Raw genomic sequence first — 25,829 nt, 5'->3', positions numbered from 1 at the left:
ATGACGGCGGTCGAGGACATCCAGAGCACCACCGGGACCACCCAGGAGGCGGTCGAGCACGGTCCGGGCATCGACCCGGAGCGCCTCGCCCTCCTCCTCGACGTGCTCGCCGAGCTGGACGGACTGGACGTCGACCACCCGGACGCGATCACCGTCCGGCAGGCCGTCGGCGGTGTGTTCCGCACCCTGAAGCAGCGCCGCCGCCAGGAGACGCGCGCCCGCAAGACGGCCAACGACCGGGCCGTCACGGCCGCCACGGCCACCGGCGCACCCGGCCGGATCGACGACGAGACCCAGGGCGCCTTCGGCCTGACCACCGTCACGACCACCGAGATCGCCGGCATCCTGGAGCGACCGCGCTCCTGCTACACCTGCAAGCAGCGGTACGTCGAGGTGGACGCCTTCTACCACCAGCTCTGCCAGAACTGCGCGAAGCTCAACCACGGGCGGCGCGACGCCCGCACCGACCTCACCGGCCGGCGCGCGCTGCTCACCGGCGGCCGCGCCAAGATCGGGATGTACATCGCACTGCGGCTGCTGCGCGACGGCGCGCACACCACCATCACCACCCGGTTCCCGAACGACGCGATCCGCCGCTTCAAGGCGATGCCGGACAGTGCCGAGTGGCTGCACCGCCTCAAGATCGTCGGAATCGACCTGCGCGACCCCGCCCAGGTCATGGCGCTCGCGGACGAGGTCGCGGCCGACGGCCCGCTGGACATCCTGATCAACAACGCCGCACAGACCGTCCGCCGCCCGCCGGAGTCCTACCGCGAGCTGGTCAACGCCGAGTCCGCCCCGCTGCCCGCCGGTGAGCTGCCGCAGTCCACCACCATCGGCCGCTTCGGCAGCGGCAGCGTCGACCTGCCCGCCCTGCCCGGCCAGGCCACCGGCGGCAGCGAGCGGCTCTCCGCCGAGGACATCACCTCGCTCGCCCTGGTCAGCGGCTCCGCCTCGCCCGCCCGGATCGAGGCCGGCACCGCCATCGACGCCGGCGGGCTCGTGCCGGACCTCGCCCCGACCAACAGCTGGGTCCAGACGGTCAGCGAGGTGGGCCCGATGGAGCTGCTGGAGGTCCAGCTCTGCAACTCCACCGCGCCCTTCATCCTGATCAGCCGGCTGCGCCCGGCGATGGCCGCCTCCCCGGCGCGCCGCAAGTACGTGGTCAACGTCTCCGCGATGGAGGGCGTCTTCAGCCGCGGCTACAAGGGCGCCGGCCACCCGCACACCAACATGGCCAAGGCCGCGCTGAACATGCTGACCCGCACCAGCGCCAAGGAGATGCTGGAGAGCGACGGCATCCTGATGACCGCCGTCGACACCGGCTGGATCACCGACGAGCGCCCGCACCCGGACAAGATGCGACTGGCCGCCGAGGGCTTCCACGCGCCGCTGGACCTGGTCGACGGCGCCGCCCGGGTGTACGACCCGATCGTCCGCGGCGAGCTGGGCGAGGACCTGCACGGCTGCTTCCTCAAGGACTACGCCCAGTCCGGCTGGTAGCCGCCGGCCCGGCGGCACGAACGTCCCCAGGGAGGGATCCGATGGCAGTGGCACCGGTGCTCGGAGTCGGCGTGATCGTGCCCACCGGATCGGGCGGGGTTCTCCTCGGCCGCCGGATCACGGCGGGCGAGGATCCCAGCTGGGGCCTGCCCGGCGGCAAGGTGGACCACCCCGGGGAGTCCTTCGAGCAGGCCGCCGCCCGGGAGCTGGCCGAGGAGACCGGCATCCTCCTGCCGGCCACCGGGATGCGGGTGCTGGCCGTCCTGCTCGACCACCGGCTGGGGCGCCCCCGGCTGACCGCCGCCGTGCTCGCGCCGCCCAGCACGGCCCCCGCCGAGGTCACCGAGCCGCACGCCTGCGCGGGCTGGGAGCGGTTCCCGGTCGGGTCGCTGCCGAGTCCGCTGTTCCTCCCGTCCGCCCTGGTGCTCGGCCGCTGGCTGCCCGAGCGGGCGGCGCTGCCGCACGGCGCGTACGCCTACCCGGTCACCGGCTGACCAGCTCCGTACCCGGGGCGCCGGCCGGCCGAGGTGGTCCCGGCCTGCCGGGGCGCGCCCGGACGCGGGTCAGCGAGCCGGGCTCAGCTCCGCCATCTCGCCCCAGCCGGTCGCCGCGGCCTCGGTGCTGATGATCTGCGGCGTGCTCGCCACGGCCCCGGCTATCGTCTCCAGACCGGCCTTGAAGTGCGCCGAGTTGACGTGCGCGTCGCCGGCCTCGCGCGAGGCGAAGCCCTCGACCAGGACGAACGTGTGCGGTTCGTCGACGCTGGTGGACCACTCGAAGAAGAGGTTGCCGGGCTCGGCGCGGGTGGCACGGGTGAAGTCGTCGACCAGCGAGAGCCAGCTGTCGGCGAACTCCGGGCGGACGGTCATCTTGACGACGATCAGGATCATGGACGGCTCCGTTGCGGACGGGGTGGCAGACCCGCGCTCCGCGGGCCTGGCGGCGTTCAGCCGGTGTCGTCGCCCATGCTACGCACCGTGCACGTCCGACCGGTGAAAAGGCGCCGGGCCGGCCCCCGAGGTGCTCCTCGGGGGCCGGCCCGGCCGGGTGACGGTGGATCAGCCCGTGAAGTACCCGGCGACGTCCGCGATCAGGTGAACGGCGCCGTCGTTGTTGTAGAGGTCGACCTTGCCGTTGATCACCGGCACCACCACCAGGTTGGGGATGGTCTGACCGGTGGTGAAGTTGAGGTTCGACGCCGAGGTGCGCTCCTGGCCGTCCGGGTAGACCGCGACGAAGCTCGGCCCGGTCGGGTCGGTGGCCGTCACGTTCAGGACCACCGCCGTCACGTTCGACGGGACTCCGGAGCGGCCGGTGACCTGGAGCGCCAGCGACTGCTGGCCCTGCAGCTTGCCCACCCTGGCGCCGATGCCGAAGCGGGTGTCCAGCAGCCGGGTCGGACCCGCGCTGACGAAGGACGAGCCCTTGCCGGTGGTGTAGTAGCTGCTGATGTCGGCGATCAGGTGGACGGCGCCGTCGTTGTTGTAGAGGTCGACCTTGCCGTTGATCACCGGCACCACCACCAGGTTGGGGATGGTCTGACCGGTGGTGAAGTTGAGGTTCGACGCCGAGGAGCGCGGCTGGCCGTCCGGGTAGACCGCGACGAAGCTCGGCCCGGTCGGATCGGTGGCCGTCACGTTCAGGACCACCGCCGTCACATCCGCCGGCACCGTCCTGCCGCCACCGAGATCCGCCCCGGCGATCTGCAGCGCCACGGACTGGGTCGCACCGACCTTGCCCGTCCGCCCGCCGAGCCCGGTGCGGGTGTCCAGCAGCCGGACCGGACCGGCCGTGACCAGCTTGGACGCACCGCTCGGCGAGTAGTAGCCGGTGATGTCGGCGATCAGGTGGACGGCGCCGTCGTTGTTGTAGAGGTCGACCTTGCCGTTGATCACCGGCACCACCACCAGGTTGGGGATGGTCTGTCCGGTGGTGAAGTTGAGGTTCGAGGCCGAGGAGCGCGGCTGGCCGTCCGGGTAGACCGCGACGAAGCTCGGCCCGGTCGGATCGGTGGCCGTCACGTTCAGGACCACCGCCGTCACGTCCGCCGGCACCGTCAGGCCACCACCGAGGTCGGCGCCCGCGATCTGCAGCGCCACGGACTGGGTCGCACCGACCTTGCCCGTCCGCCCGCCGAGCCCGGTGCGGGTGTCCAGCAGCCGGATCGGACCGGCGGGGGTGTAGCCGCTGGCCGGCGGGGTCACCGCGGTCCGCGCCTCGACGTCGCTCGCCTTCAGGTAGGCGAGCCGGTGGTTGTAGCGGATCGGGTAGTAGGTCTCGTCACCCACCACCAGAGTGCGGTCGTTCGGCGCGTCGCCGTTGATGTTCTGCGTGTAGTAGTAGTCGCCCTTGACCGGGTCCGGGCCGAGCGCGACGTAGGACTGTCCGGCCGGGACGGTGACGCTGGTGTACGAGACCGGCGCCAGGTTGGTGGTGTCGATGCCGGCCGGGTACTTGGTCGTCTCGGGGTAGGTGCGGCCGTACACCGGTATCGAGGCAACGCCCTGACGCGGAGTCAGCACGGTCTGCCCGGTGCGGTTGTCGGCGGTGCCGGCGCGGCCGTTCGGATTGGCGAACCAGGCCTTCTGGCCGCCGTACCAGACGGCCGTCCAGTCGCCCTGCTGGTCGGCGACGACGTAGCTGGTGCCGGCCACCGCCTTGGCCCGGACGTCGGCGGCCTGGGTGGTCGCACCGTTGATCAGCGGAGCGGCGTCCGAGGGCTGGGTGCGCAGGTAGACGAAGTTCTGCGGGCGGGCGGCGGTGTTGTCCACCGGCGGGGTGTTGGTGGCGTCGAAGGCCGGCGCGATGGTCACCTTGCCGCCGACCAGCAGCGGGCCGCCCGTGTTGCCCTGGACCGGCGCACCGAGCAGGTCCATGTAGTGGTTCCAGTCCCAGAACGTGCCCGGATCCCAGTGCATGCCGGAGATCGCGGACTCGGTCGGCCCGGGGACGTCGTCGTGGCCGATGATGTGCTGGCGGTCGAGCGGCACGTTGAAGCGGCCGGCCAGGTAGCGGGTCAGCGTCGCGGAGGACTGGTAGAGCTGCTCCGAGTACCAGGTCGGCTTGGTGGTCGGGAAGGCGTAGCCCTCGTGCTCGATCCCGATGCTGTGCATGTTGACTGTCTTGTTGCCGGCGTGCCAGGCCACGTCCTTGGTGGCCACCAGCTGGCTGACGTGCCCGTCCGAGGACCGCACGATGTAGTGGGCGCTGGCCTGGGTGCTCGGGTTCTGGAAGGTCGCGATGGACCCGTCGAAACCGCCCTCGGTGTCGTGGATGACGATGTACTGGATCGCGTCGCCGTCGTCGGGACGGTTGCCCACGCTGTAGTTGCCGTACGAGGTGGGGTCGGCGGCGTTGATCAGCTTGTACGCGGCGGGACGGACGTCGCAGCCGAGACCGGCCGGGCACTCCGGGGTGCTGCTCGCGTCCAGCTCCGGGGCGGCGGCGAGCGAGGCCCGGGTCACGGCCGAACTGCGGGAGGCCGGGGTGCCGGTGGCGCGGGAGGAAGGCGTCTTCGCAGCCGATCCAGGAGCGGACTTCGCCGGGGCGGGTGCGCCCTTGGCGGTCCCGGCGGCGGGCGTGACCGGGGCCGGGCCCTGGCCGTCCGCGCTGCTGTGCGGGTGCTGCGCGGCGCCGGCCTCGACCGGCACGGCGGGTGCGGGGGCGAGGGTGACCAACTGCCCGTCGGCGGTGGTGCGCACCGCTCCCACCTTGACCGTGTCGAACACCCGGTCCGCGAACGCCTTGCCGCCCTCGCTGTCGGTGGACTCGCTGAACCGGGCCACCGCCTCGTACCACGCCGAGACGTCGTCGGAGGCGGGACGCCCGGCGTCCTTCTGGTACTTCGCCAGCAGGGCGGCGGCGCCCCGGATGCTCTGGGCCGGGTCCGACTTCAACTGACCGGCGGGCCGGCCGAGCAGCTTGGCGGCCTTGTCCAGGGTGTGCAGCGCGGGGCCGTCCGTCACCTCGACCGGCGGCGGGTTCTTGCGCACCGGGGCGTCGTCGCCACGGCCGTCGGCCTCCGGGCCGGGGCCCGACTGGATCGCCTTGGCCACCGCGGCCGGATCGACCTGGGTCAGACCCATGACGTTGTAGTTGCCCGTGGTGCTGGGCTCGCCGCCGTGCGACTCCCAGCGGGTCTGCTGGTAGGACAACGCGAGCAGCACGCTCTGCGGCACGTGGAACTCCCGTGCCGCGTCGGCGAATCCGCGCTGCAGGGTGTCCGGACCGGCCGTCACCGCCCTGGTCGTCCCGGCGTCGGCCAGCAACGCGAAAGCGGTGGCGGAGGCCACGGCGGCGGCCGCTACGGCCAGAGGTATCCGCAACCGCCGCTTGCGGCGGTGCGTGGACTGGGGAGCGCCGTCGGGCACGGCGCGGTGGCTGGTCAACGGAGTCTGCAGACCTTCCGGAGTCCGGGGCCCGGCACGGTCGGCCGGGCTGGTCGGGCGGCCAGGGAGGTGCGGTGCGATTCGGGTCGCCGCCGTGCACCTCACCGTCCAGGACCCAGTGACGCTAGCACTGACCGATCGCGCGTCCGCACGAGAGGGGGGCACAACCGATCGAGGCCCGGCCGCGGTTGTGCGCTTTCGTACGCATTCGACGGCAAACGGCCGTTCGCCGTCGCACCGGTCCTGCGCCACACGGAAGGGACGACGGCGAACGGGTGCGGCCGAGCGGCGACGCCTATCGTGGAAGCCGGGGCCGTGTGCCAGGAGGAGGAGCGCCGTCCATGGACCAGCACCCCGGCGGTGCAGCGCCGGACGCGTACGGGCGGCTCAGGGTGCTCGTCGAACACCGCCCCGGGGGCGTGGTCGTCCGCCCCGAGGGAGAACTCGACCACGACACCGTCGAGCCGCTGCGCGAGGCCCTGCGGGCCGGCGCGAACGCGGGCGCGGATCTGCTGGTGGTCGACTGCGCCGGGCTGACCTTCTGCGACTCCACCGGCCTCAACCTGTTGCTGGACACCCGCTCGGAGACCGACGCGACGAACACCGGGCTGGTCCTCGCGGCGCCCTCCGGCATGGTCTCCCGGATGCTGGCGATCAGCGGCACCGGGGCCGTCTTCCGGATCTGCGCCTCGGTGGAGGAGGCCCTCGCCACCGGGAGCGGGGCCGCAGAGGGCGCGGACTCAGCCGGCGAGGACCCGGCCGGCGAGGGGCGCACGGGCGGCCGGGCCTGACGGCGGGCCGTCCGGCCCGACGGTCCTCCTGACGCCCGGCTCGACGGTCGTCCGGACGACCCGCCCGGCCCGGCGCACCGCGGATGTCACCTCGGCCCGGCGGGCCCGGGACGTCACTCCTCGCAGAGCAGGCCCTCCCGCAGGGACCGGAGCGCGTGGGACAACAGCCTGGACACGTGCATCTGGGACATCCCGAGCCGTCGCCCGATCTCGGACTGGGTCATGTCGCCGACGAAGCGCAGCGACAGGATGGCCCGCTCACGCTCGGGCAGCCGGGCGATCAGCGGCCTGAGCGATTCGAGGTCCTCGACCGCGTCCATCGCGTCGTCCGGACGGCCGAGCCGGTCGGCGATGCTGCCCTCGGCACCGTCCGCCTGGGTCTGGGCGTCCAGCGAACCGGCCGTGTAGGCGTTGCTCGCGCCGAGACCCTCGACCACCTCCTCCTCTTCCAGCCGGAGGTGCTCGGCCAGTTCCCGGACGGTGGGTGCGCGCTCCAGGTCCTGTTCGAGCACGTCCGTGGCCCGGGCCAGGGACAGCCGTAGCTCCTGCAGGCGGCGGGGGACGTGCACCGCCCAGCTGGTGTCCCGGAAGAACCGCTTGATCTCCCCGGTGATGGTGGGCAGGGCGTAGGTGGAGAACTCCACGTCGCGCTCGGGGGCGAACCGGTCGATCGCCTTGATCAGGCCGACGGTGCCGACCTGCAGGATGTCCTCCATCGACTCGCTGCGACCACGGAAGCGGCCGGCGGCGAACCTGACGAGGGAGAGGTTCAGCTCGATCAGGGTCCCGCGCACGTAGGAGTACTCGGGACCGCCCTCGTCGACCGCCCGCAGGCGCACGAAGAGCACCTTCGACAGTTCACGGGCGTCGCCCGGCGCCATACCGCGCGGATCGGGCACGGGCGGCAGGTCCTCCAGCCCGGGGGGACGTCCGGTCGGGGCGGCATGGACGGCGGTCGCGCGGGCGCCTGCCCCGCGGGCTCCTGGCTCGCGGACGGCGGCCCGCCGTACGGCGGCCGGGTGGAGAGCGATCTCGTCGGGGCGGCCGGAACGGGCCGAGCGGGCGGGGCCGGTCGGCCCGGCCGGGCTGTGCGGAACGGACATGAGGACACCTCCGGGACGGGTCACCGGTACTCGTCGTCGGTTTCTCCCTGACCGCCTACCCCGTCAGCCTCCGCCGACACGTCCGGAGCGGAATCCGGCCGTCCGGCCGGGAACATCCTCCCGCCCGGACGAACGATGTGTCCGCTGCCGCCGAAGGGGCATAAGAGTCCTCGAACGGCCCGGTCACGACCGGGCACGGACCAGCCGCCGTCCTTCGTACGCGGGCTCCGTCCAGGGCCGGCGGGCGGACGGACGGACCTGTCGTGGGGTGACGTTGCCATGCGCTCCGAGCGGATCCTTCCCGGCGACGGGCTCGCCGAGCCCTCGGGACTGCCGCCGGACGGCCAACTGCGGCGCCTGGTTCTCTTCGGCGCCCGGCAGGCGGTCGGCCGTTGCCGAGACTTCACCCGGCAGGCCCTGTGGGACTGGCAGTGGCTGCCGGCCCGCACCGAGGACCAGCGTCTGGTGGCCGAGGACGTGCTGCTGCTGGTCTCCGAGCTGGTCACCAACGCCTCCCTGCACGCCGGCGGCCCGCGTGAGCTCCGATTGCACGGCACCACCGGGGGGCTGCGGGTGGAGGTCACGGACGGCAGTCCCGACGCGCCCCGTCCCCGCGTCCCGCACCGGCCGGGTCGGGCCGGCGGGAACGGCCTCAACGTGGTCGCCGTCCTCGCACGGGACTGGGGGTGGACTCCGGGGGCGGACGGCGGCAAGGCCGTCTGGGTGGAGATCGACCGGGCCGGGCCCGCACCCACCACACTCCCGCCGCACGAGCGGGCGGGCTCCCCGTCCGAATGACCCGGGCCCGAATGACCCGGGCCCGAATGACCCGGGCCCGGACGACACCGGGCCCGGACGACACCGGGTGCTGACGGCACCGGGCGCTGACGGCACCGGCGAGCCGAGGGCGCGGGCCGACGGCGGCGGTCGCCGCGGGACCGCCGGTTCTGTGGTGCCCGCGCCGCAGGAGGAGGAGAGTGGTAGCGGGTGCGGTCGCGGACGCAGGCAGGGGGTCGGATCAGGAGGTCCGCGATGACCTTTGTGCAGATCGTCGAATGCCGTACGGACCAGCCGGACGAGCTCAACCGGCTGATGGACACCTGGATCGAGGAGACCCAGGGCAGGCGCACCGCCACCCACGCGATGGTCGGTGCGGACCGGGCGGACGCCCGGCACATCGTGGAGATCGTCGAGTTCCCCTCGTACGAGGCGGCGATGCGCAATTCCGGGCTGCCGGAGACCGACCGGATCTTCCGGGAGATGATGGCGCTCTGCCAGGAGCCGCCCACCTTCACCAACCTCGATCTGGTCCGCGACGAGCGACTCCACAAGGAGGCGGCGCGTCGGCTGCTGGTGGACCCGCCGACCGGGGACATGTCCGCGATCGACGAGCTGGTGGCGCCGGACTACCGCGACCACGACCCGTCGATGGACGGCGACACGGTCGGTCCGGCCGCCGTCAAGCAGATGATCGAGGGCTACCGCAAGGCGTTCGACTTCACCTTCGACATCCGGAGCCAGCTCGCCGACGGCGACCAGGTGGCCACCCGCTGGATGTGGCGCGGCACCCACATCGGCGAGTACATGGGGATGCCGGCCAGCCACAAGACCATCGAGTGCGCCGGGATGACGATCTTCCGCTTCGAGGAGGACAAGGTGACGGAGGGCTGGTGGAGCTGGGACGCCGTCGCCATGATGCGGCAGATGGGCATGATGCCCGGCTGACCGGCCGGATCGCGCCGGGCCACCGGGCCACCGGGCCACCGGGCCACCGCAGGAGGACCGCACCGCTGACCGGTCCGCCGGTCGAGCGGGACGGCCGGGCATGGGCGCCGCTACCCGGGCGGGGCGGACGGCGCGCCGCCGGAGGCCGCCATCGCCATCCGGCCGCCGACCCGGCGCAGCGCGGTGGCCGCGTCCTCCAGTGCCTCGCTCCTGACCAGCCACGCGACACCGAAGGAGATCACCCCCAGCGACTCGCCCGCGTACATCGCGGTCAGCGGCAGGCCCCAGGAGAGGTGGAGGACGGCGAAGACGGCGATCAGCGCGATCCCCGCCACCAGCGCGCCCCCGCACAGCAGGTAGACCAGGGCGCGCCGGCGCCGGCGCCGGTCCGTCCGGGGAGCGTCCCGGAAGAGCCGCAGGCAGAAGTAGGCGAGCACCATGAACAGCGCGGTCGCGAACACCTCGTGGAAGACCCCGGTCACCTGCTGGAAGTGCGTGGGCCGCCGTCCGGCGAACGAGGGCGGCAGCGTCGGGAAGAGGGCGACCAGGACGGCCAGCAGCCCGGCGACGGAGCTCAACCTGTCCTCCCGTCGGTCGTACCGGTAGCAGACCAGGAAGACGCCCATGGCACACATGCCGCCGACGAAGAAGTTGCGCATGCCGGTGTAGTAGGAGGCGCTGATCGACACCAGCCACACCGCGCGGTGCATGAAGAGGCTGTTGCCGATGGGCAGGACGACCGGCAGCAGCAGACCGGTCAGTCCGACGCCGAGACAGAGGCGTTTGACGGTCCTCTCGTCCTGGCCCTGTGTGTCGTCCGGACTGCCGTGGCGGATGTCTCGCGGTTGCTCGGCCATGTCGGGGCCCCTCACTGTGCCGCGGTGCCGTACCCCTGCTCAGATCGGCGCGCAGGGTGCCGAGGTGATACCCCGAAAGCGGATCCGGCCAATCCCCGCCCGGGGACGCTCGCGGACCTCGCGGGCGCACTCGGACGGCGCGCGCCGGACAGGACCGTTCGTGCGCCGTCCACCGCACGAACCGGTCCCCCGGTTCACCGCCCGGTTCACCCCTCGGCTCACCACCCGGTTCAGCCCTCGACTCACCCCTCGGCCGCCTCCCGGGCGATCCGGTCGAACTCGGCGCCCATCGCCTCGGCCAGCGCCTGGGCGGCGGAGAGCGGACGCACCATCACGGTGAACTCGTCGATCCTCCCGTCCTCGTCGAGGTGCAGGAAGTCGCAGCCCTGGACCTGACGGCCGGCCACCGTCGCGGTGAAGACGAGTGCGTGGTCGCGGCCGCCCGGGTCGGCGATCTCCCGGACGTAGCGGAAGTCCTCGAAGACGCGCAGCGCGGCGCGCAGGATGGCCGCGGTCATCGCCTTGCCGGGGTACGGCTTGAAGACGACCGGACTGGTGAAGACGACGTTCTCGGCCAGGAGAGCCGCGACGGCCTCCTCGTCGCGCTTCTCGACGGCCTGGCGGAAGGGGTGCACGGTCGAGCCTCGTATTCAACTAGTTGAGTAGGTGTTTCGGTGAGTATGAGGGTGGGCGCGGGCGCTGTCCAGGGCCCGCGCGGGCGGGGCGACCGCATGGGAGAGCAGGGTGGACTAGTCACTTTGTTGACTACATGACGCGGTGCTAGCTTGGCCGGATGGCGTTGCGCAACGCGGTGATGGCCGCCCTTCTGGAGGGCGCTGCCTCCGGGTACGACCTGGCCAAGGCCTTCGACGCCTCGGTCGCCAACTTCTGGATGGCCACCCCCCAGCAGCTCTACCGCGAGCTGGAGCGGATGGAGGGCGAGGGGCTGATCGCCGCGCGCGTCGTCGAGCAGGAGCGGCGCCCCAACAAGCGGGTCTTCTCGCTCACCGAGGACGGCTTTCGGGCCGTGCGCGCCTACACGGCGGAGCCCCTGGCCCGACCGACCGCCATCCGGGACGAGCTGATGGTCAAGGTCCGGTGCGCGGATGTCGGGGACCTCGCGGCGGTGCGGGCCGCCATCGCCGAACGGGTCGAGTGGGCGACGGCGAAGCTCGCCCGCTACGAACGCCTCCGGGCGCGGCTGCTCGACGGGCGACCGGAGGAGGAGTATCTCCTCGGCGCCGAGCGGATCGGCCCCTACCTCACCCTGCTGCGCGGGATGGACTTCGAGCGGGAGAACATCCGCTGGGGCGCACTGGCGCTGCGGATCCTCGAACGGCGCGCGGCGCTCCGGGGCTGAGCACGGCCGACCTCCGGGCCACCGGCCGAGGCGTGCGCCCGCCGGCCCGCCACCACGGCGGCCTCGGCGGCGGCGGCCGTCGAGCCATCGAAAAACCTATGGCGGTCATCGGATCCGTCATTGGTGGTGAGCGGACGGCCCGGCCTATGGTCGACAGGTCGGCGGACCGACGCGCCGGGCCACCACGCGGGTGGGCCCGGAGCGCCGGACCATCCCTCCGGGCCCCCCGGGCCCGCCCTCGGAGAAGAGCACACACCATGTCGAAGATCCTGTTCGTCGTCACCGGCGCCACCTACTGGACGCTCGCCGACGGCACCCGGCACCCGACCGGCTTCTGGGCCGAGGAGGTCGTCGCCCCCCACCGCGCCTTCACCGCGGCCGGCCACCGGATCACCGTCGCGACCCCGGGCGCGGTCGTCCCGACCGTGGACAAGGGCAGCCTCGCTCCCGAGGTCAACGGCGGCGAGGAGGGCGCGGCGGAGATCGCCGCGGGCCTCGACGCCGCCACCGAGCTCCAGCACCCGATCGATCTGGAGGACGTCCGGCTGGAGGACTACGACGCGGTCTTCTACCCCGGCGGCCACGGCCCGATGGAGGATCTCGCGGTCAGCGCCACCTCCGGCCGGCTCCTCGTCGACGCCCTCGCCTCGGGTAAGCCGCTCGGCGTGGTCTGCCATGCCCCGGCCGCACTGCTGGCCGCCACCCTCCCGGACGGCTCCAACGCCTTCGCCGGGTACCGGCTGACCGGGTTCACCAATGCCGAGGAGACCCAGGCCGGCCTGGCCGACCGGGCCGAGTGGCTGCTCCAGGACCGCCTGGTGCAGGCCGGCGCGGACTTCCAGGAGGGTGAGCCGTGGGCCCCGAAGGTGGTCGTCGACCGCAACCTGGTCACCGGTCAGAACCCCGCGTCCTCCGCTCCGCTCGCCGCCGAGCTGCTGAAGATGCTGGCCGCCTGACGCCGCCCGGCGGACCGGGGCTGCGACCGGCCGGGCGTTGCGCACCGTCAGAGTGTGCCGGGCCCGGACCGGCGCAGCGCCGAGCGCAGCAGGAGGGCGGCGGCCACCTCGAGCAGGCCGAGCACCAGCAGCCACAGGCCCAGCAGCCAGGCGAGGGCCACGGCCGACTCGACCGGGAAGCTGAGGACGACGATCCCGGCGACGGTGCCGAGCGCGCCGAGGGCGATCGCCGCCCCCCTCGCCGGCAGGTCGTGCTCGGTGAGTGCCACGAAGAGGGTCAGGAGTCCGGCCGCCAGCCAGAAGAGGCCGACGACCAGGGCGAGCACGGCGACCGTCTGGACCTGGTGTCGCAGGCAGAGCACGCCGGCGACGATCGACAGCAGCGACATGATCACGTACACGGTGCGGCTGCCGGTCCTCGAACCGTCGTGCCCGAAGGCGGTCACGAAGCGGACCACTCCGGCCACCAGGAACTGCAGGCCGATGATGATCGCGACGACCCGGGTGGTCTCCTCCGGCCAGCTGATCACCACGATCCCGGCGACCACCGTGAGCAGGCCGAAGGCGAACGGCCACAGCCACGACCTCCCCACGCCGGCCAGGACGAACAGCGGGTCCTGCGTGGCGGATCCGAGCGGTTCGGTCATGGTACGACTCCCTCGCTGCCGGTGACCGGCGCGCACCCGGGCCGGGCCGTGCGGTGTCCAGGGACCGCACCAGGCCCCGCCCGGCGGGGCCGGCCGGGCCGGTCGGCACCGGCCGCGCGTCGCCGTCCGTTCGATCATCGCCAGCCATCGGCCCGCCCGCAAGGCAGGGACGGACGACCCTCCTCGCGCCGGAGGCCGCCGCCCGCACCCGATCGGGGGTACCGGCGTCGCGCGACGGTCCGCCGGGGCGACGGCGCGCACCCCTTGACTCCGACGGCGTGCCACAACGGCCGCACCCCCGTCGACGCGGCAGTCGCCCGGCGCGGCACGGGGGTTGCGGGCAGACTCGAAGGGGCCAGGCGGAGCGGTCGTGCGCGGAAGGGCGAGGTGGATCTTGTGGCAGGCGTCCCGGTGCTCTCGCTGCGGGGGGTCTTCAAACGCTTCGGCGCCGTCCAGGCCCTCAGCGGCATCGACCTGGACGTGCGGTCGGGCGAGGTGCTCGCCCTGGTGGGGGACAACGGCGCCGGCAAGTCCACCCTGGTCAAGGCGATCTCGGGGGTGGGCCCCCTGGACAGCGGCACCATCAGGTGGCAGGGCCGGGCGGTCAACGTCCGCAGACCCCAGGACGCCCAGCGGCTGGGCATCGCCACCGTCCACCAGGACCTCTCGCTCTGCGACAACCTGGACGTGGTCGGCAATCTCTTCCTCGGGCGGGAACTGCGCCGGTTCGGCGTCCTGCGGGAGGTCGAGATGGAGAGGCGCACCCGCGCGCTTCTGGACAGCCTCTCCATCCGCGTCCCCAGTGTGCGCGTGCCGATCGCCTCCCTCTCGGGCGGCCAGCGCCAGGCCGTCGCGATCGCCCGCGCCCTGATCGGCGCGCCCGAGCTGGTGATCCTCGACGAGCCCACCGCCGCCCTCGGCGTCGAGCAGAGCGCTCTGGTGCTGGACCTGATCAACCGCCTGCGCCGGCAGGGCATGGCGGTCATCCTGATCAGCCACAACCTGGAGGACGTACGGGCCGTCGCCGACCGCGTGGCGGTGCTGCGGCTGGGCCGCAACAACGGCCTGTTCGAGGTGAAGTACACGACGCAGGAACAGATCATCTTCGCCATCACCGGCAGCCACACCCTGGCCGTCACCCTCCAGCACAGCCTGTTGCCCCAGGGGCTTCCCGATCAGAGCGCCCTCGACGTCGCCTTCCGCTACCTGCCCGCGCAGGCCGGCGTCGGCGGCGACTGGTTCGACGTCATCCCGCTGCCCGGCGCCCGGGTCGCCCTGGTGGTCGGCGACGTCGTCGGGCACGGTCTGCACGCCGCCGCCACCATGGGCCGCCTGCGCACCGCCGTCCAGAACTTCTCCTCCCTCGACCTGGCGCCGGACGAGATCCTCGGCCATCTCGACGACCTCGTCAGCCGCATCGACCAGGACCAGAAGTCCGCCGGGGACGGCTCCGCCATCATCGGCGCCACCTGCCTCTACGCCATCTACGACCCCGTGTCCCGGGTCTGCCAGCTGGCCCGCGCCGGCCACCTCCCGGCCGTACTCGTGCACCCCGACGGCACCGTGGAGATCCCCGACACCCCGGTCGGGCCGCCCCTGGGGCTGTTCGGCGGGCTGCCCTTCGAGTGCGCCGAACTGCACCTGCCCGCGGGCAGCCAACTGGTCCTCTACACCGACGGGCTGATCGAGGACCGCAACCGCGACATCGACCAGGGTCTGGACCTGCTGCGGAACGCGCTCGCCGGCCCCGCGCGCACGCCGCAGGACACCTGCCAGGACGTCATCGAGGCGCTGCTCCCCGATCAGCCCGAGGACGACGTCGCCCTGCTCGTCGCCCGCACCCGCGCGCTCCCCCACGAGTTCGTCGCCGACTGGGACATCCCCGCCGACCCCGCCGCCGTCGCCGGCACCCGCGCCGCCGTCACGGAGCGGCTCCGCGGGTGGGGTCTGGAGGACCTGGCGTTCACCACCGAGCTGATCATCAGCGAACTGGTCACCAACGCCATCCGCTACACCGGCGGACCCATCCACCTGCGCGTGCTGCGCGACCGCACCCTCATCTGCGAGGTCTCCGACACCAGCACCACCACGCCACACCTGCGCCACGCCGCCGACACCGACGAAGGCGGGCGTGGGCTGTTCCTCATCGCCCAGCTCTCCAGCCGCTGGGGGACCCGCTACATCCCCACCGGCAAGATCATCTGGGCCGAGCAGCAGCTCCCGTGACCCAGCGGCGGGATCGGCGTGTCCGGCGGGAGCACTCGGCGCCGAAAGCGCACGGCGGCGCCGCCCTCGGCGGCTACACCTCGTCCAGGAAGCCGGTCACCGCGGCCACGAACCGCTCCGGCTCCTCCGCCCACGGGCGGTGCCCGGACTCCGCCAGGATCTCCAGCACGGCGCCGGGGTGGCAGGCCGCCACGGCTCGCGCCGGGGCGGTGCCGATCAGGCCGTCGGCGGCGCCCGCCAGCACCAGGACCGGGGTCCGACCGGCCGACAGCCTGGCCAGCCGCGCCGCGAGCGTGTCGGGGCCAGCCGAACCCGCGTAGAAGGCCTCCCGCAGCCACGGCAGCGCGGTGGCGTACTCGGGGCGGTACTCGGCCCGCCGGCGCTCGTCCCAGCGGTACCAGGAGAACGGTGTGATCCGGGGCAGCAGGGCTGCGAGTTCGTCCGCGCGGACGCCGCCCTCCGCCAGCCGCCGATCGGCCTGCGCGGCGTCCTCGTACCAGGGCTCGGCGGAGCGCGAGGCCCGAATGGCCGCCAGCTCGGCTCCGTCCGGCTCCCGGCCCACCCGGCCGACCGGTGCGACGAGCACGGCCCGCCGGACCCGTCCGGGGTAGGCCGCGAGGTACTCCTGGGCCGTCAGGCAGCCGGCCGAGTGGGCCAGCAGGTCGATTCGCGCCGATCCGAGGTGCTCGCGCAACGCCTCCAGGTCACGGGCCTGCTCCACGAAGGAGACCGTGCCCCGGTCCTCGGGCACCCCCGAGCGCCCGGCCGCCCGTGCATCCGTCAGGATCAGCCGGCGGTGCCCGGCCAGGCCCCCGAGATCCCCCAGGTAGCGCAGATCCATCCCCGGACCGCCGGGCAGGACCACCAACGGGGCTCCCTCGCCCACCGGTTCGTACCAGATCTCGGTGCCGTCGTAGGAAGGGAAAGCCGCCATGCGGACCACGATCACACGCCGCACCGGCAGTGGTCCAGACCTTTTCGGCAACGGCGAACGCCCGCCCCGGCGAGCGGGGCGGGCGCGCCGGGGCGGGGCGGGGCAGGGCGCGCCGGGGGGGGTCTGGCCCGGCCCGGCGAGCGGGGTCGCTCAGTCGCCCGGGTGCGTCATGGCGTCGATCGCGACGGCGGCGGCCAGCACCGTGGCGTGATCGGCGGTGGGACCGACGTCCAGGCCGTAGGTGTCACGGACCCGGAACCAGCGCTTGGAGACCTCGGCGACCTTGTAGCCGTCCCGCTCGATGGTGTACTCGTGATCCAGCACGTTGCCCTGGACGGTGAGTTCACCGCCGTCCGCGGCCTTGATCAGCCAGCGGTCGCGCAGCGGGCTGACGAGGGCCTTCTTGACCAGCGCCACGCGATGGCCGTCGGCGTCCTCGATCGCCATCGAGTCCTTGATCCGCAGCGGGCGCCCCTGGACGGTGGCGACGGTGTGCCCCTCCCGGTCCTCGATCTTGTAGGTGCGGCGGGCCCGCAGGACCTTGCCGTTCACCTTGTAGAGGTGGTCGCCCGCGTCGTTGTCGATCCAGTAGTCGTTCCCGATGGAGATCATCTTCTGCTGCATCCGGTATCGGGTGACACCCTCGCCGTCCTCGAACGCGTGGTTGGCGCGCCGACGGTCCTTGCGTTCCTCGAACATCGCTCGGTCTCCTTCTCGTGATGGCCGGCACCGCCCACGATGGCCGGTACCGCCCTCCGGGCGCCCGCCTCCGAGGCGGGCGCCCGGACCGGCGCGTCAGGCGAGCAGCTTCTCCTTCGCCCGCTGGAACTCGGCCTCGGAGATCGCGCCGGTGCTCCGCAGATCGGCGAGCTTGGCGAGATCCCCGGCGGGGCTCGCGGCCCCGCCGCCGCCCTGGTCGGCGGCCGCGGTCCTGACGTACGACTTGAAGGCCGCGTCGGCCGCCTGCGCCTGTTCGAGGTCCCGCTGGGCCATGGAGTTGCCCCGCGCGATCAGGTAGACGAACACGCCGAGGAAGGGGAGCAGGATCACGAAGACCGTCCAGCCGGCCTTCCCCCAACCACCCATGTCCCGGCTGCGGAAGATGTCCGAGATGATCTTGAAGAGCAGGAAGAACCAGAGGATGAGGAGGAAGAACTCCAGCATCGACCAGAACAGGCTCAGCAACGGATAGTCGTCCATGATGCTCCCCTGCCGGTGAGCCGCCGACCCTCGGCGACCGTCCGGCGGACTGCGCCACCCCGTCGCGGGCGGCGATCAAATGAGTCATATCACCCTATTTGCGACTCCGCCTGTCGTCCCGTCGCCGTTCGAGCGGCTCGTCCACCCGGGTCACCGGCTGCGTCCACCCGGGTCACCGGCCGACGACGGCACGGCTCACGGCCGGCGGCCGGCGGGCCGGCGGAGGCCACCGCCGGGAGGGCGGAGGCCGGACGGCGCGCTCGCCGGGAGGGCTCGCGACCGCGCTGACGGGGTGCCACGCTCGTCCACCGCGCCCCGGCGCCACCGCCGGACCGAGATGCGTCCGAGGCCGCCCGCTGATGGAATGACCGCAAGCCCGGTCGGCCTCGGCCCCGGCAGTTCCCCCCGACCGCCACGTCCAACCGAGCGGCCGGCCCGTACCGGGCCCGGTCGCCGAGCGACGCGACGGCGGCCACGCACACGCGGAGGGGCGCGCGAGCGCGTCCCTCCGGTCGACGTCGCGGCGGGCCGCTCACGCGGCCCGCCGGGGCGCCGCCGTCGTGCGGAGGGACGCGCGGGGCCGCCCGCGTCGCGAAGGGAATGCGATGGCATCGACCGACTCCCCCGCGCCGAGGGGCGCCCGGGTCCTCGCCCGGCTGGCTCTGGTCTGTGCACTGGGCGCGGCGGCGGTACTGCCGGCCGCGAGCGGGCCGAGCGGTCTGCTGATCCTCGCGATCGGGCTGGCGGGCCTGCTGGTCGCGGCGGCCGGCAGCTGGTGGGCGCTCTCGCACCATGGGGCCGTTCGGGTGGCCGGCGCAGTGCTCGCGCTCGCCGCGCCCGTGGTCGTGGTGGTGCTGTACACCTGGGCGGGGCTGTGGCCGGCCGCGGTCGCCTCGATCGCACTGCTGGGCACCGGCCTGGCCTGTGCCCGCTCGGCCCTCGGCAGGCTGCGGCGGCCCGGCGCCCCGGCCGCGGTCGCCGTCGCGGTCGCGGGCCGCCGCCCCGAGCATCCGGTCCTGATCATGAATCCGCGCTCCGGCGGCGGCAAGGTCGGGCAGTTCGCACTGGTCGAGAAGGCCGAGGCGCTCGGTGCCCGGGTCGTGCTGCTGGACGCCTCGGGCGGGACCGACATCGCCGGCCTCGCCCGCCGGGCCGTGGCCGAGGGCGCCGACCTGCTCGGCGGCGCGGGCGGCGACGGGACTCTCGCACTGCTGGCACAGGTCGCGGTCGAGCACGACCTGCCCTTCCTGGTCATCTCCGCCGGTACCCGCAACCACTTCGCGATGGACCTCGGCCTGGACCGCGCCGATCCGGCCCGCTGCCTGGACGCGCTGACCGACGGCGAGGAGCTCCGGGTCGACCTGGGCACGGTGGCGGGACGGCCGTTCGTCAACACCGTCTCGTTCGGGGTCTACGCGCAGATCGTCCAGCACCCCGAATACCGTGACGCCAAGGCGGGCACCATCCTGGAGGCGCTGCCCGATCTGCTGCTCGGCTACGCGGGCCACCCGCTGCACGCCCGGGCCGACGACACCGCGCTGGACTCCCAGCAGGCCCTCCTGATCAGCAACAACCCCTACGCCGTTCCCGAACCACTGGCTCCGGGCGGCCGCAGGTCCCGGCTGGACTCCGGGCTGCTGGGCATCGTCGGCGTACGGGTGACGAACGCCGCCCAGGCGGCCGAACTCGCTCTGCTCGGCACCCGCGCGGCGGGGCTGCGGCTGCTGACGGCCACTCGGGTCACGGTCGACTCCGATGCGCGGAGCATCCCGGTGGCCGTCGACGGCGAGGCGCTGCACCTGCCCACCCCCGTCGCCTGCGCCATCCACCCCGGAGCGCTGCGGGTTCTGGTGCCCCGGCACCGGCCGGGTGCTCCGGCGCCGGCCCGGCCCCTGGACCTGCGCCGGATCGTCTCCCTCGCCCTGGGCCGGAGCTGACCGCCGGGGGACGCGAGCCGCCGTCACGGCTCGCGTCCCCCCGGGTCCCCGGATCAGGCGGGAGGTTCGGTGGCCGCGGCGGCGAGCCGCCCCTCGCGCACCGCGTCCAGCAGTGCCTGGTGGTCGCGCTCGTTCTGGTCGGCGTAGCTCTCGGCGAAGGTGACCAGGGCCTGGTCGAAAGCCTCGCCGCTCCCCAGGTAGCCGGCGATGGCGATCCTGTCCCCCGACCTCGCGTGGGCGCGGGCCAGCGTACTGCCGCAGAGCTCCCCGAACACCCCCATGCCCTGCGGGACCATCAGCTCCGGCTCGACGACGCCCTTCCAGTCGCGCATCTGGCGGAGGTAGAAGTCGCGGCGCCGGCCGTCGATCCCGTCGACCCGCTCCCAGCCCAGGAAGATGTCGCTGGCGGCCTGCATCAGCCGCTGGCCGGAGACCACCCGCTCCCCCTGGTTCTCGTACTCGCTCGCGCCGACGTGCTCGGCCAGGACCGAGGCGCCGGCCTCCTTGGCCTGGAGGAAGAGCGGGTCCTCGCCGTCCCGGCCGAGCAGCAGGAAGATCCAGCAGCGGGTGCCGACACTACCGACGCCGACCACCTTGCGGGCCACGTCCGCCAGCCGGTAGTCCTCCAGCAGGGTGCGCCGGTCCGACGCGAGGGTGCGGCCGTAGCGTTCGACCAGCAGGCGGAACTGCGCTTCGAGCGCGCCGCGTTCGACATCGGGCAGCAGGTCGGTGAGCGGTACGAGCAGCGGCGGGTCGGCGGCGATCCTGGCCTGACCGTCCACCGTCTCGGTGAGCTTCTCGAAGACCTGGAGGCTGTCGCGGGTCTTGGCCTTGGCCATCGCCCGGGTCACACCCTTGCGGCCGCGCTTGGCCAACTGCTCGTCGGCGACGGCCTGCAGGCGCTCCTCGCCGATCCGGGCGTACCAGACGTCGAGCGTGCGCATACCCGCGAACAGCGTCATCGCCTCGCGATAGGAGCGCACCGTCCCCCGCACGATGCCGGCACGCTCCTCCTCCGTGTAGCCGTTCGCCCGGCCCGCGATCACCAGGCTGGTGGCGAGCCGCTTCACGTCCCACTCCCAGGGGCCGGGGAGCGTCTCGTCGAAATCGTTGATGTCGAACAGCAGTTGACGCTCCGGCGAGGCGAGCAGCCGGAAGTTCATCATGTGCGCGTCGCCGCACAGCTGGGCCCGGATGCCGGAGACCGGCGTGCCGGCCAGGTCGGCCGCCATGATCGCGGCAGCGCCGCGGTAGAAGCGGAACGGCGATTCGATCATCCGGCCGTACCGGATCGGGACGAGTTCGGGCAGCCTCGTCGCCGACTGGGCCTCGAGGACGGCCACCGGGTCGAACCGGGTCTTCGACGGCCGGAATTCGGCGTGGCTCGAACGCGGCACCTCGTGACGGGCCGCCTTGCCACGCGCCGACCGCTGCGCCGGCGTCTCGTCGGGTACGGCACGCAACCGCGCACCAGCGTACTCAGTCATCGGAACCCTCCAGAACGGCCTGCGGAACACGGGCCCCACGACCGTCGCCGCGACGGCTTCGGACGCCCGGTCAGCGGCCCGCCGGCGCGGGGAGGCGATCGGCACGCCGCCGGTCCGCCCGCGGCACGCGCCGCGGGCCCTGCCGGAGGGAACGCGCCGGGAGGCCGGCGCGGCGTGCACGCAACTCCGATCATCGCGGATCGCACCGGTTCCGGCATCCGCGAGCCGGACGGGCGCCGGGGCACGGGCGCGCGTTCCCCGACACCGGGTCACCCGTGCGCGCATCCCGGGTGGTGGGGCCGCCCCGGGCGGTGTCTGCTGGTGCGCACAGCAGCCGGGCGCCGCCCGCGACGGCGCACGAGGACCCACCCCAGGGAGAGTGCGATGGCCTCCAGCGAGTCCGGCCCGGAGCCCGCCGAAGCGAACCAGCCGCCACCCGGCACCGAACCCGCCGAAGCGAACCAGCCGCCACCCGGCACCGAACCCGCCGAGCCGCAGCCACCGCAGGGGAAGCACCTGCCGCCGCTGCCGCCGGCCGGGCCCGGCGAGCAGCCCACCGCGTCGGTTCCGAAGGTGACACCGCCGACGGCGGCCGCACCGCCGGCCCCGCCGCCGCGACCCCCGGTGAGCGGGCCCAGCGAGGTCGACGAGCTGCGGCAGCGGGTCGCGATGCTGGAGAGCTCCAGCACGCCGCGCCGGCGCCACCACTGGTGGCGGACCTCCGGCGCGGTGGTGCTGATCGTGCTGGCCTCGGTGCTGTCCCTGCTGTCGGTGGTCTCGGTCTGGACGAGCGACATCGTCGGCAACACCGACCGCTACGTCTCCACCGTCGCCCCGCTGGCCTCGAACCCGGACGTTCAGGAGGCGGTCGCCGCACGGGTCACCACGGCGGTCCTCGACCAGATCGACGTGAAGGGCCTGGTCAACCAGCTCTCCGAGGCCGCGGCCCAGCAGGGCGTCCCGGCCCCGGCCGCCAACCTGATCAACGGCCTGAGCGGGCCGATCACCAGTGGCCTCACCGATCTGGTGAACACCACCGTCCACCGGGTGGTCTCCAGCAGCGCGTTCGAGTCGCTGTGGATCAACGCGAACCGGGCCGGCCACAGCGCGTTGGACAAGGCGCTGACGGGGCAGGGCGGCGGCGCGGTCTCGCTGGACAACAACCAGGTCACCGTCGACATCGCGCCGATCGTCGCCAGGGTCCAGACCGAGCTGGTGAACTCGGGCTTCGGCCTCGCCGCGAAGATCCCGGCCGTGCACACGAACTTCGTCGTGTTCGCCTCGAACGACATCGGCAAGGTCAAGTCGTACTTCCGCCTGCTGGAGATCATGGGCACCTGGCTGCCGATCGTCACCGTGCTGATCGCCGCGGCCGGGGTGTTCCTGGCCGTGAACCGGCGCCGGGCGCTGATCGGGGCGGCGCTGGGCGTGTTCGCCGCGATGCTGCTGACCGGCATCGTGCTGACGGTGTTCCGGTCCTTCTACCTCGACCACCTCCCGCCCGGCGCCTCCCAGGCGGCGGCCGGGGCGGTGTACGACACCCTGATCCGGTTCATGCGCGCGAGCGTGCGGGCGGTCGGGGCACTGGCGCTGATCACCGCACTGGGCGCGTTCCTGATCGGCCCCTCGTCCGTCGCGGTCACCGTCCGCACCGTCTGCCGCCGGGGCATCGGAGCCGTACGCGAGGTGCTCTCCTCGTTCGGTATGCGGCTGGGGCCGGTCGGACGGTTCGTCCACCGCTTCAAGCGCTGGATCGGCGCGGCGATCCTCCTGGTGGCCGCCGTCGTGCTGTTCACCTGGAGCTACCCGTCCTCGGCCGTGGTGGTGTGGATCGCCGTGGCGGTGCTGGCCGCGTTCGCGGTCCGGGAGTTCCTCGACACCGGGCAGGGGACGGAATCCGCCGCAGCGCCGCCGGCCACCTCCGAGGGCGCCCCGCCGCTCGCCGGCTGACAGCGGGAACGAGTTCCCGGCCGCCACCGCGAGTCGGCGGTACGGACGCCCGACAGCCCACGATGCGGGAGATGCGCACCTCGGGCGTCCGTGCCTCCACCCACCGTCAGCTCCACGGCTGGACCGACAGGCTCCGGGTCGACCCGGCCGGCGAGCCCTGCCTCTGAGGCCCCCGACCGGTGTTTCGCGACATCGCCACGGACGTCCTGGCGCTCCGCGACTCCCAGCGCGTCACCGACCTGGTGAGGGCGGATCCGCCGCTCTATGCCTCGTGCGGGCCGTTCCACGGCCGCAGGCCCCAGCGGAACGTGTGCAGGTCACCGGGGCCCAGTTCGACCGCGGCGGGCCGGCCCCGGAACGCGTCCGGTGGACAGGACATCGGCTCCACCGCGACGCCTCGGCGCCGGACCCGCCCGGGCAGCGTGTCGCCGGTGTACACCTGGAGGAAGTCGGCGCCCTCCCCCAGCCACAGGTCGCTGCCGTGGTGGCCCGCGGGGTGTGCGAGGCGCACCAGGGCCCGACCGGAGGAGTCCCGCTCCAGGTCGGCGAACGCGGTGTCCAGGCGCTGCGTACCGATGGCGCGCGCCACCCGGAAGTCGAACGGCGTGCCCTCCACCGTCTGGGCCGCGACCGGCGCGCCCTGCTGCGCGGCCGGCAGCCAGGCCCGGGCCGGGAGGGTCAGCACCGCCTCGTCCACCAGCTCCGTACCCACCGTCAGGTAGGGGTGCTGGCCGACGCCGTAGGGTGCGGCCCCCGTACCGAGGTTGCGCGCCGTCACGGTGACCGAGAGGCCCTCGGCGTCGAGCCCGTACTGCACCCGGAGCCCGAGGTGGAACGGGTAACCGGGCTGCGGGAAGAGCGTCGCCCCGAGCAGCACACGGTCCTGCGCCGTCTCCAGCGGCTGCCACGAACACCAGCGGAGCAGGCCGTGGATGGCGTTGCCGGCGGCCGGCTCGGTGAGCGGGAGTTGCTGGTCCTCGCCGTCCCAGCGGTAGCGTCCGCCGCCGATCCGGTTCGGCCAGGGCACCAGGAGCTGCCCGCGGCCGCCCGTGATCCGCTCGTCGGAGGCGAAGCCGTCCAGGACGGGCCGCCCGCCGAACGTGTAGCGGCTCAGGGCCGCCCCGAGCTCCACCACGACGGCGCTGTGCGCTCCGCTGCGCAGCCGGAACTGCTGTCCGCTCGGGCTCTGGGACATGGCGGGGCCTCCTGGTCGGACGGCGGGCGGGGCGGGCGGGCTGGGCGGGGTGGGCGGGGTGGGCGGGGGTACGCGGTTACGGCACGCGGGCACGCGGGCGCGCGGCCCCGGAGCAGGGCTCACGGGTACGGCGGGAGCGGCGACGGGACGGGAGCCGGCGCCGGGACGGGGGTGAGCCGGAGCGTGAGGGTGTAGGAGACCACCACGGCGACGATGACGAGCGGCATGACGGTGATCCCCTCGACGCCCAGCAGCACGGTGGCCAGCAGCACCGAGGTCATCGGCAGCTTCAGCATCGCCACGCACATCGCCCCGACGCCCATCGCGAAGCCGGAGGTCACGTCCAGGCCGGGGAGGTGTGCGAGGGCCAGACCGCCCGCCGCTCCCACGAACATCGACGGGAACACCGGGCCACCGCGGAACGCCGCGAGGGAGAGGCCGTAGCCGACGGCCTTGCAGAGCAGCAGGACCACCAGGGTCCCGGCCGAGTAACTGCTCTGGTCGGCCAGCAGCGCGCCGAACGCGCTCTGCCCGGAGTACAGCACCTCGGAGGGCTGCCCACCGGTCCACTCGGCGAACACCAGCGCGACGACGCCCACGAGCGCACCGGCCGCCACGGTCAGCGCCACCCGCCGCCGTTCGACGCGGGCCTGAAGGAACAGTGCCGTCCGGCGGATCGCCGTCCCGAGGAGGGCCGAGGCCAGGCCGATGACGACGGCCCAGCCGAAGCCGGCGAGGTCGGGGCGCCCGGCGTGCGGCACCTGGTGCAGGGCCAGTGAGTACGTGCCCCGGCCGGTCCAGGACCCGAGGCCGGTGAAGATCAGTGCGCCGATCCCGGCCGCGAGCAGGCCGGGCACCAGGACGACACCCATCATCGCGCCGCCGAGCCCGGCCGCCTCCATCAGCAGGAACGCGCCGAGCAGCGGAGAGCCGAGCAGCGTGCTGACGGCCGCGAAGCTCCCCGCGGCGCCCAGCAGCGCGCTCGCGTTCGGCCGGACGTCCCGCTTGACCGCCCGGACCGCGAACACCGCCAGGCCACCGCCGAGTGCGATGAGCGGCGCCTCGGGGCCGAGCACCACGCCCGCGCCGAGGGACAGCAGCGCCGCGAGCGCGACACCGGGCAGCGCCGCCGCCGCGGGTGCTCCCTGGGTGGCCAGCCCCTCGGCCGGCTTGTGGCCGCCCTCCCCCGGCAGGTAGCGGATGGTCAGCGCCACCAGCAACCCGCCCGCGGCGAGCAGCGGGATCGGCCACCACAGGGGCGTCCCGTGGAATCCCAGGCCGCTGGGGAGATCGGTGTAGGTGAGCGACTGGAGTTCGGAGACGAGCGCGAGGAACCCGAACGCCGCCGCCGAGATCGGGATGCCGAGCAGCGCCGTGACCACCAGCAGCACCGCGTACTGGCGGGTGCGGACCAGCGCGAGGGGGTCCGGCGGCCGGGCCGGCGGACCTGCGGCTGTGGCCGGCATGCTGATCGCCTCCTCGGCTCGTCCTCAGCGTCGGAAGCCGTCCGAAAAGCCTCGGCCGACCTGCCTCGTTGACTTGCTACCACGTGGCGGCGGCCGCTCCGGGC

Annotated in this window: 22 protein-coding genes; 10 read left to right on the top strand and 12 right to left on the bottom strand. The window is 73.5% G+C overall.

Annotated features, from left to right (window positions below):
* Positions 1 to 1,503 (top strand): SDR family NAD(P)-dependent oxidoreductase, encoded by a 1,503-nt coding sequence (locus OG823_RS29100; protein ID WP_371483066.1) that lies wholly within the window; start codon positions 1 to 3, stop codon positions 1,501 to 1,503.
* Positions 1,504 to 1,544: 41 nt separating this feature from the next.
* Positions 1,545 to 1,997 (top strand): NUDIX hydrolase, encoded by a 453-nt coding sequence (locus OG823_RS29095; protein WP_371483065.1) that lies wholly within the window; start codon positions 1,545 to 1,547, stop codon positions 1,995 to 1,997.
* Positions 1,998 to 2,066: 69 nt separating this feature from the next.
* Here the strand turns inward: OG823_RS29095 and OG823_RS29090 are convergent, their stop codons facing one another.
* Both OG823_RS29090 and OG823_RS29085 read right to left on the bottom strand, forming a co-directional pair.
* Positions 2,067 to 2,393 (bottom strand): putative quinol monooxygenase, encoded by a 327-nt coding sequence (locus OG823_RS29090; RefSeq protein WP_371483064.1) that lies wholly within the window; start codon positions 2,391 to 2,393, stop codon positions 2,067 to 2,069.
* A 168-nt stretch (positions 2,394 to 2,561) separates the two neighbouring features.
* Complete coding sequence (locus OG823_RS29085; RefSeq protein ID WP_371483063.1) at positions 2,562 to 5,891, bottom strand: N-acetylmuramoyl-L-alanine amidase; 3,330 nt, start codon at positions 5,889 to 5,891, stop codon at positions 2,562 to 2,564.
* Positions 5,892 to 6,232: 341 nt separating this feature from the next.
* Here OG823_RS29085 and OG823_RS29080 point away from each other — a divergent pair, with 341 nt between their 5' ends.
* Positions 6,233 to 6,682 carry an STAS domain-containing protein gene (locus tag OG823_RS29080; RefSeq protein ID WP_371483062.1) on the top strand — a complete coding sequence of 150 codons (450 nt, stop codon included), beginning with the start codon at positions 6,233 to 6,235 and terminating at the stop codon, positions 6,680 to 6,682.
* A gap of 113 nt (positions 6,683 to 6,795) precedes the next feature.
* On the opposite strand, the gene OG823_RS29075 is transcribed toward OG823_RS29080, so the two are convergent.
* Positions 6,796 to 7,785: a SigB/SigF/SigG family RNA polymerase sigma factor gene (locus OG823_RS29075; protein WP_371483061.1), complete on the bottom strand. Its 990-nt coding sequence runs from the start codon at positions 7,783 to 7,785 to the stop codon at positions 6,796 to 6,798.
* A gap of 279 nt (positions 7,786 to 8,064) precedes the next feature.
* On the opposite strand from OG823_RS29075, the gene OG823_RS29070 reads away from it, so the two are divergent.
* Positions 8,065 to 8,583, top strand: coding sequence for an ATP-binding protein (locus OG823_RS29070; protein WP_371483060.1), 519 nt, complete (start codon positions 8,065 to 8,067; stop codon positions 8,581 to 8,583).
* Between the two features lie 234 nt (positions 8,584 to 8,817).
* A complete protein-coding gene (locus tag OG823_RS29065) occupies positions 8,818 to 9,510 on the top strand; it encodes an ester cyclase (RefSeq protein WP_371483059.1) in 693 nt (230 codons plus the stop codon).
* Between the two features lie 110 nt (positions 9,511 to 9,620).
* On the opposite strand, the gene OG823_RS29060 is transcribed toward OG823_RS29065, so the two are convergent.
* The gene (locus OG823_RS29060) at positions 9,621 to 10,367 is read right to left on the bottom strand and encodes a hypothetical protein (protein WP_371483058.1); all 747 of its coding nucleotides are present in this window, start codon (positions 10,365 to 10,367) and stop codon (positions 9,621 to 9,623) included.
* A gap of 242 nt (positions 10,368 to 10,609) precedes the next feature.
* Entirely contained in the window at positions 10,610 to 11,002 is a 393-nt protein-coding gene (locus OG823_RS29055) for a nuclear transport factor 2 family protein (RefSeq protein ID WP_371483057.1), read from the bottom strand.
* A gap of 158 nt (positions 11,003 to 11,160) precedes the next feature.
* On the opposite strand from OG823_RS29055, the gene OG823_RS29050 reads away from it, so the two are divergent.
* Positions 11,161 to 11,727: a PadR family transcriptional regulator gene (locus OG823_RS29050; protein WP_371483056.1), complete on the top strand. Its 567-nt coding sequence runs from the start codon at positions 11,161 to 11,163 to the stop codon at positions 11,725 to 11,727.
* A gap of 257 nt (positions 11,728 to 11,984) precedes the next feature.
* Positions 11,985 to 12,683: a type 1 glutamine amidotransferase domain-containing protein gene (locus tag OG823_RS29045; RefSeq protein WP_371483055.1), complete on the top strand. Its 699-nt coding sequence runs from the start codon at positions 11,985 to 11,987 to the stop codon at positions 12,681 to 12,683.
* Between the two features lie 47 nt (positions 12,684 to 12,730).
* Here OG823_RS29045 and OG823_RS29040 read toward each other — a convergent pair whose 3' ends face one another.
* Entirely contained in the window at positions 12,731 to 13,330 is a 600-nt protein-coding gene (locus tag OG823_RS29040) for an HdeD family acid-resistance protein (RefSeq protein ID WP_371483054.1), read from the bottom strand.
* A gap of 21 nt (positions 13,331 to 13,351) precedes the next feature.
* Between OG823_RS29040 and OG823_RS29035 the strand changes: the two genes are divergently transcribed.
* Positions 13,352 to 15,556, top strand: coding sequence for a SpoIIE family protein phosphatase (locus OG823_RS29035; protein ID WP_371483053.1), 2,205 nt, complete (start codon positions 13,352 to 13,354; stop codon positions 15,554 to 15,556).
* Between the two features lie 73 nt (positions 15,557 to 15,629).
* Here the strand turns inward: OG823_RS29035 and OG823_RS29030 are convergent, their stop codons facing one another.
* The 3 genes from OG823_RS29030 to OG823_RS29020 form a co-directional block, all read right to left on the bottom strand.
* A complete protein-coding gene (locus OG823_RS29030; RefSeq protein WP_371483052.1) occupies positions 15,630 to 16,490 on the bottom strand; it encodes an alpha/beta fold hydrolase in 861 nt (286 codons plus the stop codon).
* 150 nt (positions 16,491 to 16,640) lie between these two features.
* Positions 16,641 to 17,189, bottom strand: coding sequence for an LURP-one-related/scramblase family protein (locus OG823_RS29025; RefSeq protein WP_371483051.1), 549 nt, complete (start codon positions 17,187 to 17,189; stop codon positions 16,641 to 16,643).
* Positions 17,190 to 17,285: 96 nt separating this feature from the next.
* Positions 17,286 to 17,690 carry an SHOCT domain-containing protein gene (locus OG823_RS29020; protein ID WP_371483050.1) on the bottom strand — a complete coding sequence of 135 codons (405 nt, stop codon included), beginning with the start codon at positions 17,688 to 17,690 and terminating at the stop codon, positions 17,286 to 17,288.
* A 605-nt stretch (positions 17,691 to 18,295) separates the two neighbouring features.
* On the opposite strand from OG823_RS29020, the gene OG823_RS29015 reads away from it, so the two are divergent.
* Positions 18,296 to 19,627: a diacylglycerol kinase family protein gene (locus tag OG823_RS29015; RefSeq protein ID WP_371483049.1), complete on the top strand. Its 1,332-nt coding sequence runs from the start codon at positions 18,296 to 18,298 to the stop codon at positions 19,625 to 19,627.
* A gap of 53 nt (positions 19,628 to 19,680) precedes the next feature.
* Here the strand turns inward: OG823_RS29015 and OG823_RS29010 are convergent, their stop codons facing one another.
* Positions 19,681 to 21,114 carry a DUF2252 domain-containing protein gene (locus OG823_RS29010; protein WP_371483048.1) on the bottom strand — a complete coding sequence of 478 codons (1,434 nt, stop codon included), beginning with the start codon at positions 21,112 to 21,114 and terminating at the stop codon, positions 19,681 to 19,683.
* 384 nt (positions 21,115 to 21,498) lie between these two features.
* On the opposite strand from OG823_RS29010, the gene OG823_RS29005 reads away from it, so the two are divergent.
* Entirely contained in the window at positions 21,499 to 23,064 is a 1,566-nt protein-coding gene (locus tag OG823_RS29005; RefSeq protein ID WP_371483047.1) for a hypothetical protein, read from the top strand.
* Between the two features lie 262 nt (positions 23,065 to 23,326).
* Here the strand turns inward: OG823_RS29005 and OG823_RS29000 are convergent, their stop codons facing one another.
* Positions 23,327 to 24,259 carry an aldose 1-epimerase family protein gene (locus tag OG823_RS29000; protein ID WP_371483046.1) on the bottom strand — a complete coding sequence of 311 codons (933 nt, stop codon included), beginning with the start codon at positions 24,257 to 24,259 and terminating at the stop codon, positions 23,327 to 23,329.
* Positions 24,260 to 24,378: 119 nt separating this feature from the next.
* The gene (locus OG823_RS28995) at positions 24,379 to 25,725 is read right to left on the bottom strand and encodes a chloride channel protein (protein WP_371483045.1); all 1,347 of its coding nucleotides are present in this window, start codon (positions 25,723 to 25,725) and stop codon (positions 24,379 to 24,381) included.
* Positions 25,726 to 25,829 lie beyond the last annotated feature (104 nt).

Source organism: Kitasatospora sp. NBC_00315 (assembly GCF_041435095.1).
In the GTDB taxonomy this organism is placed as follows: Bacteria; Actinomycetota; Actinomycetes; order Streptomycetales; family Streptomycetaceae; genus Kitasatospora.
This window is presented reverse-complemented; position numbering and strand designations above follow the sequence as displayed.

Coding starts and splice junctions, on each gene's coding strand:
- OG823_RS29050 (WP_371483056.1), top strand. CDS start 11,161: ATGGCGTTGCGCAACGCGGTGATGGCCGCCCTTCTGGAGGGCGCTGCC.
- OG823_RS29040 (WP_371483054.1), bottom strand. CDS start 13,330: ATGACCGAACCGCTCGGATCCGCCACGCAGGACCCGCTGTTCGTCCTG.
- OG823_RS28995 (WP_371483045.1), bottom strand. CDS start 25,725: ATGCCGGCCACAGCCGCAGGTCCGCCGGCCCGGCCGCCGGACCCCCTC.
- OG823_RS29015 (WP_371483049.1), top strand. CDS start 18,296: ATGGCATCGACCGACTCCCCCGCGCCGAGGGGCGCCCGGGTCCTCGCC.
- OG823_RS29075 (WP_371483061.1), bottom strand. CDS start 7,785: ATGTCCGTTCCGCACAGCCCGGCCGGGCCGACCGGCCCCGCCCGCTCG.
- OG823_RS29100 (WP_371483066.1), top strand. CDS start 1: ATGACGGCGGTCGAGGACATCCAGAGCACCACCGGGACCACCCAGGAG.
- OG823_RS29030 (WP_371483052.1), bottom strand. CDS start 16,490: ATGGCGGCTTTCCCTTCCTACGACGGCACCGAGATCTGGTACGAACCG.
- OG823_RS29065 (WP_371483059.1), top strand. CDS start 8,818: ATGACCTTTGTGCAGATCGTCGAATGCCGTACGGACCAGCCGGACGAG.
- OG823_RS29025 (WP_371483051.1), bottom strand. CDS start 17,189: ATGTTCGAGGAACGCAAGGACCGTCGGCGCGCCAACCACGCGTTCGAG.
- OG823_RS29010 (WP_371483048.1), bottom strand. CDS start 21,114: ATGACTGAGTACGCTGGTGCGCGGTTGCGTGCCGTACCCGACGAGACG.
- OG823_RS29000 (WP_371483046.1), bottom strand. CDS start 24,259: ATGTCCCAGAGCCCGAGCGGACAGCAGTTCCGGCTGCGCAGCGGAGCG.
- OG823_RS29020 (WP_371483050.1), bottom strand. CDS start 17,690: ATGGACGACTATCCGTTGCTGAGCCTGTTCTGGTCGATGCTGGAGTTC.
- OG823_RS29045 (WP_371483055.1), top strand. CDS start 11,985: ATGTCGAAGATCCTGTTCGTCGTCACCGGCGCCACCTACTGGACGCTC.
- OG823_RS29095 (WP_371483065.1), top strand. CDS start 1,545: ATGGCAGTGGCACCGGTGCTCGGAGTCGGCGTGATCGTGCCCACCGGA.
- OG823_RS29070 (WP_371483060.1), top strand. CDS start 8,065: ATGCGCTCCGAGCGGATCCTTCCCGGCGACGGGCTCGCCGAGCCCTCG.
- OG823_RS29005 (WP_371483047.1), top strand. CDS start 21,499: ATGGCCTCCAGCGAGTCCGGCCCGGAGCCCGCCGAAGCGAACCAGCCG.
- OG823_RS29060 (WP_371483058.1), bottom strand. CDS start 10,367: ATGGCCGAGCAACCGCGAGACATCCGCCACGGCAGTCCGGACGACACA.
- OG823_RS29080 (WP_371483062.1), top strand. CDS start 6,233: ATGGACCAGCACCCCGGCGGTGCAGCGCCGGACGCGTACGGGCGGCTC.
- OG823_RS29090 (WP_371483064.1), bottom strand. CDS start 2,393: ATGATCCTGATCGTCGTCAAGATGACCGTCCGCCCGGAGTTCGCCGAC.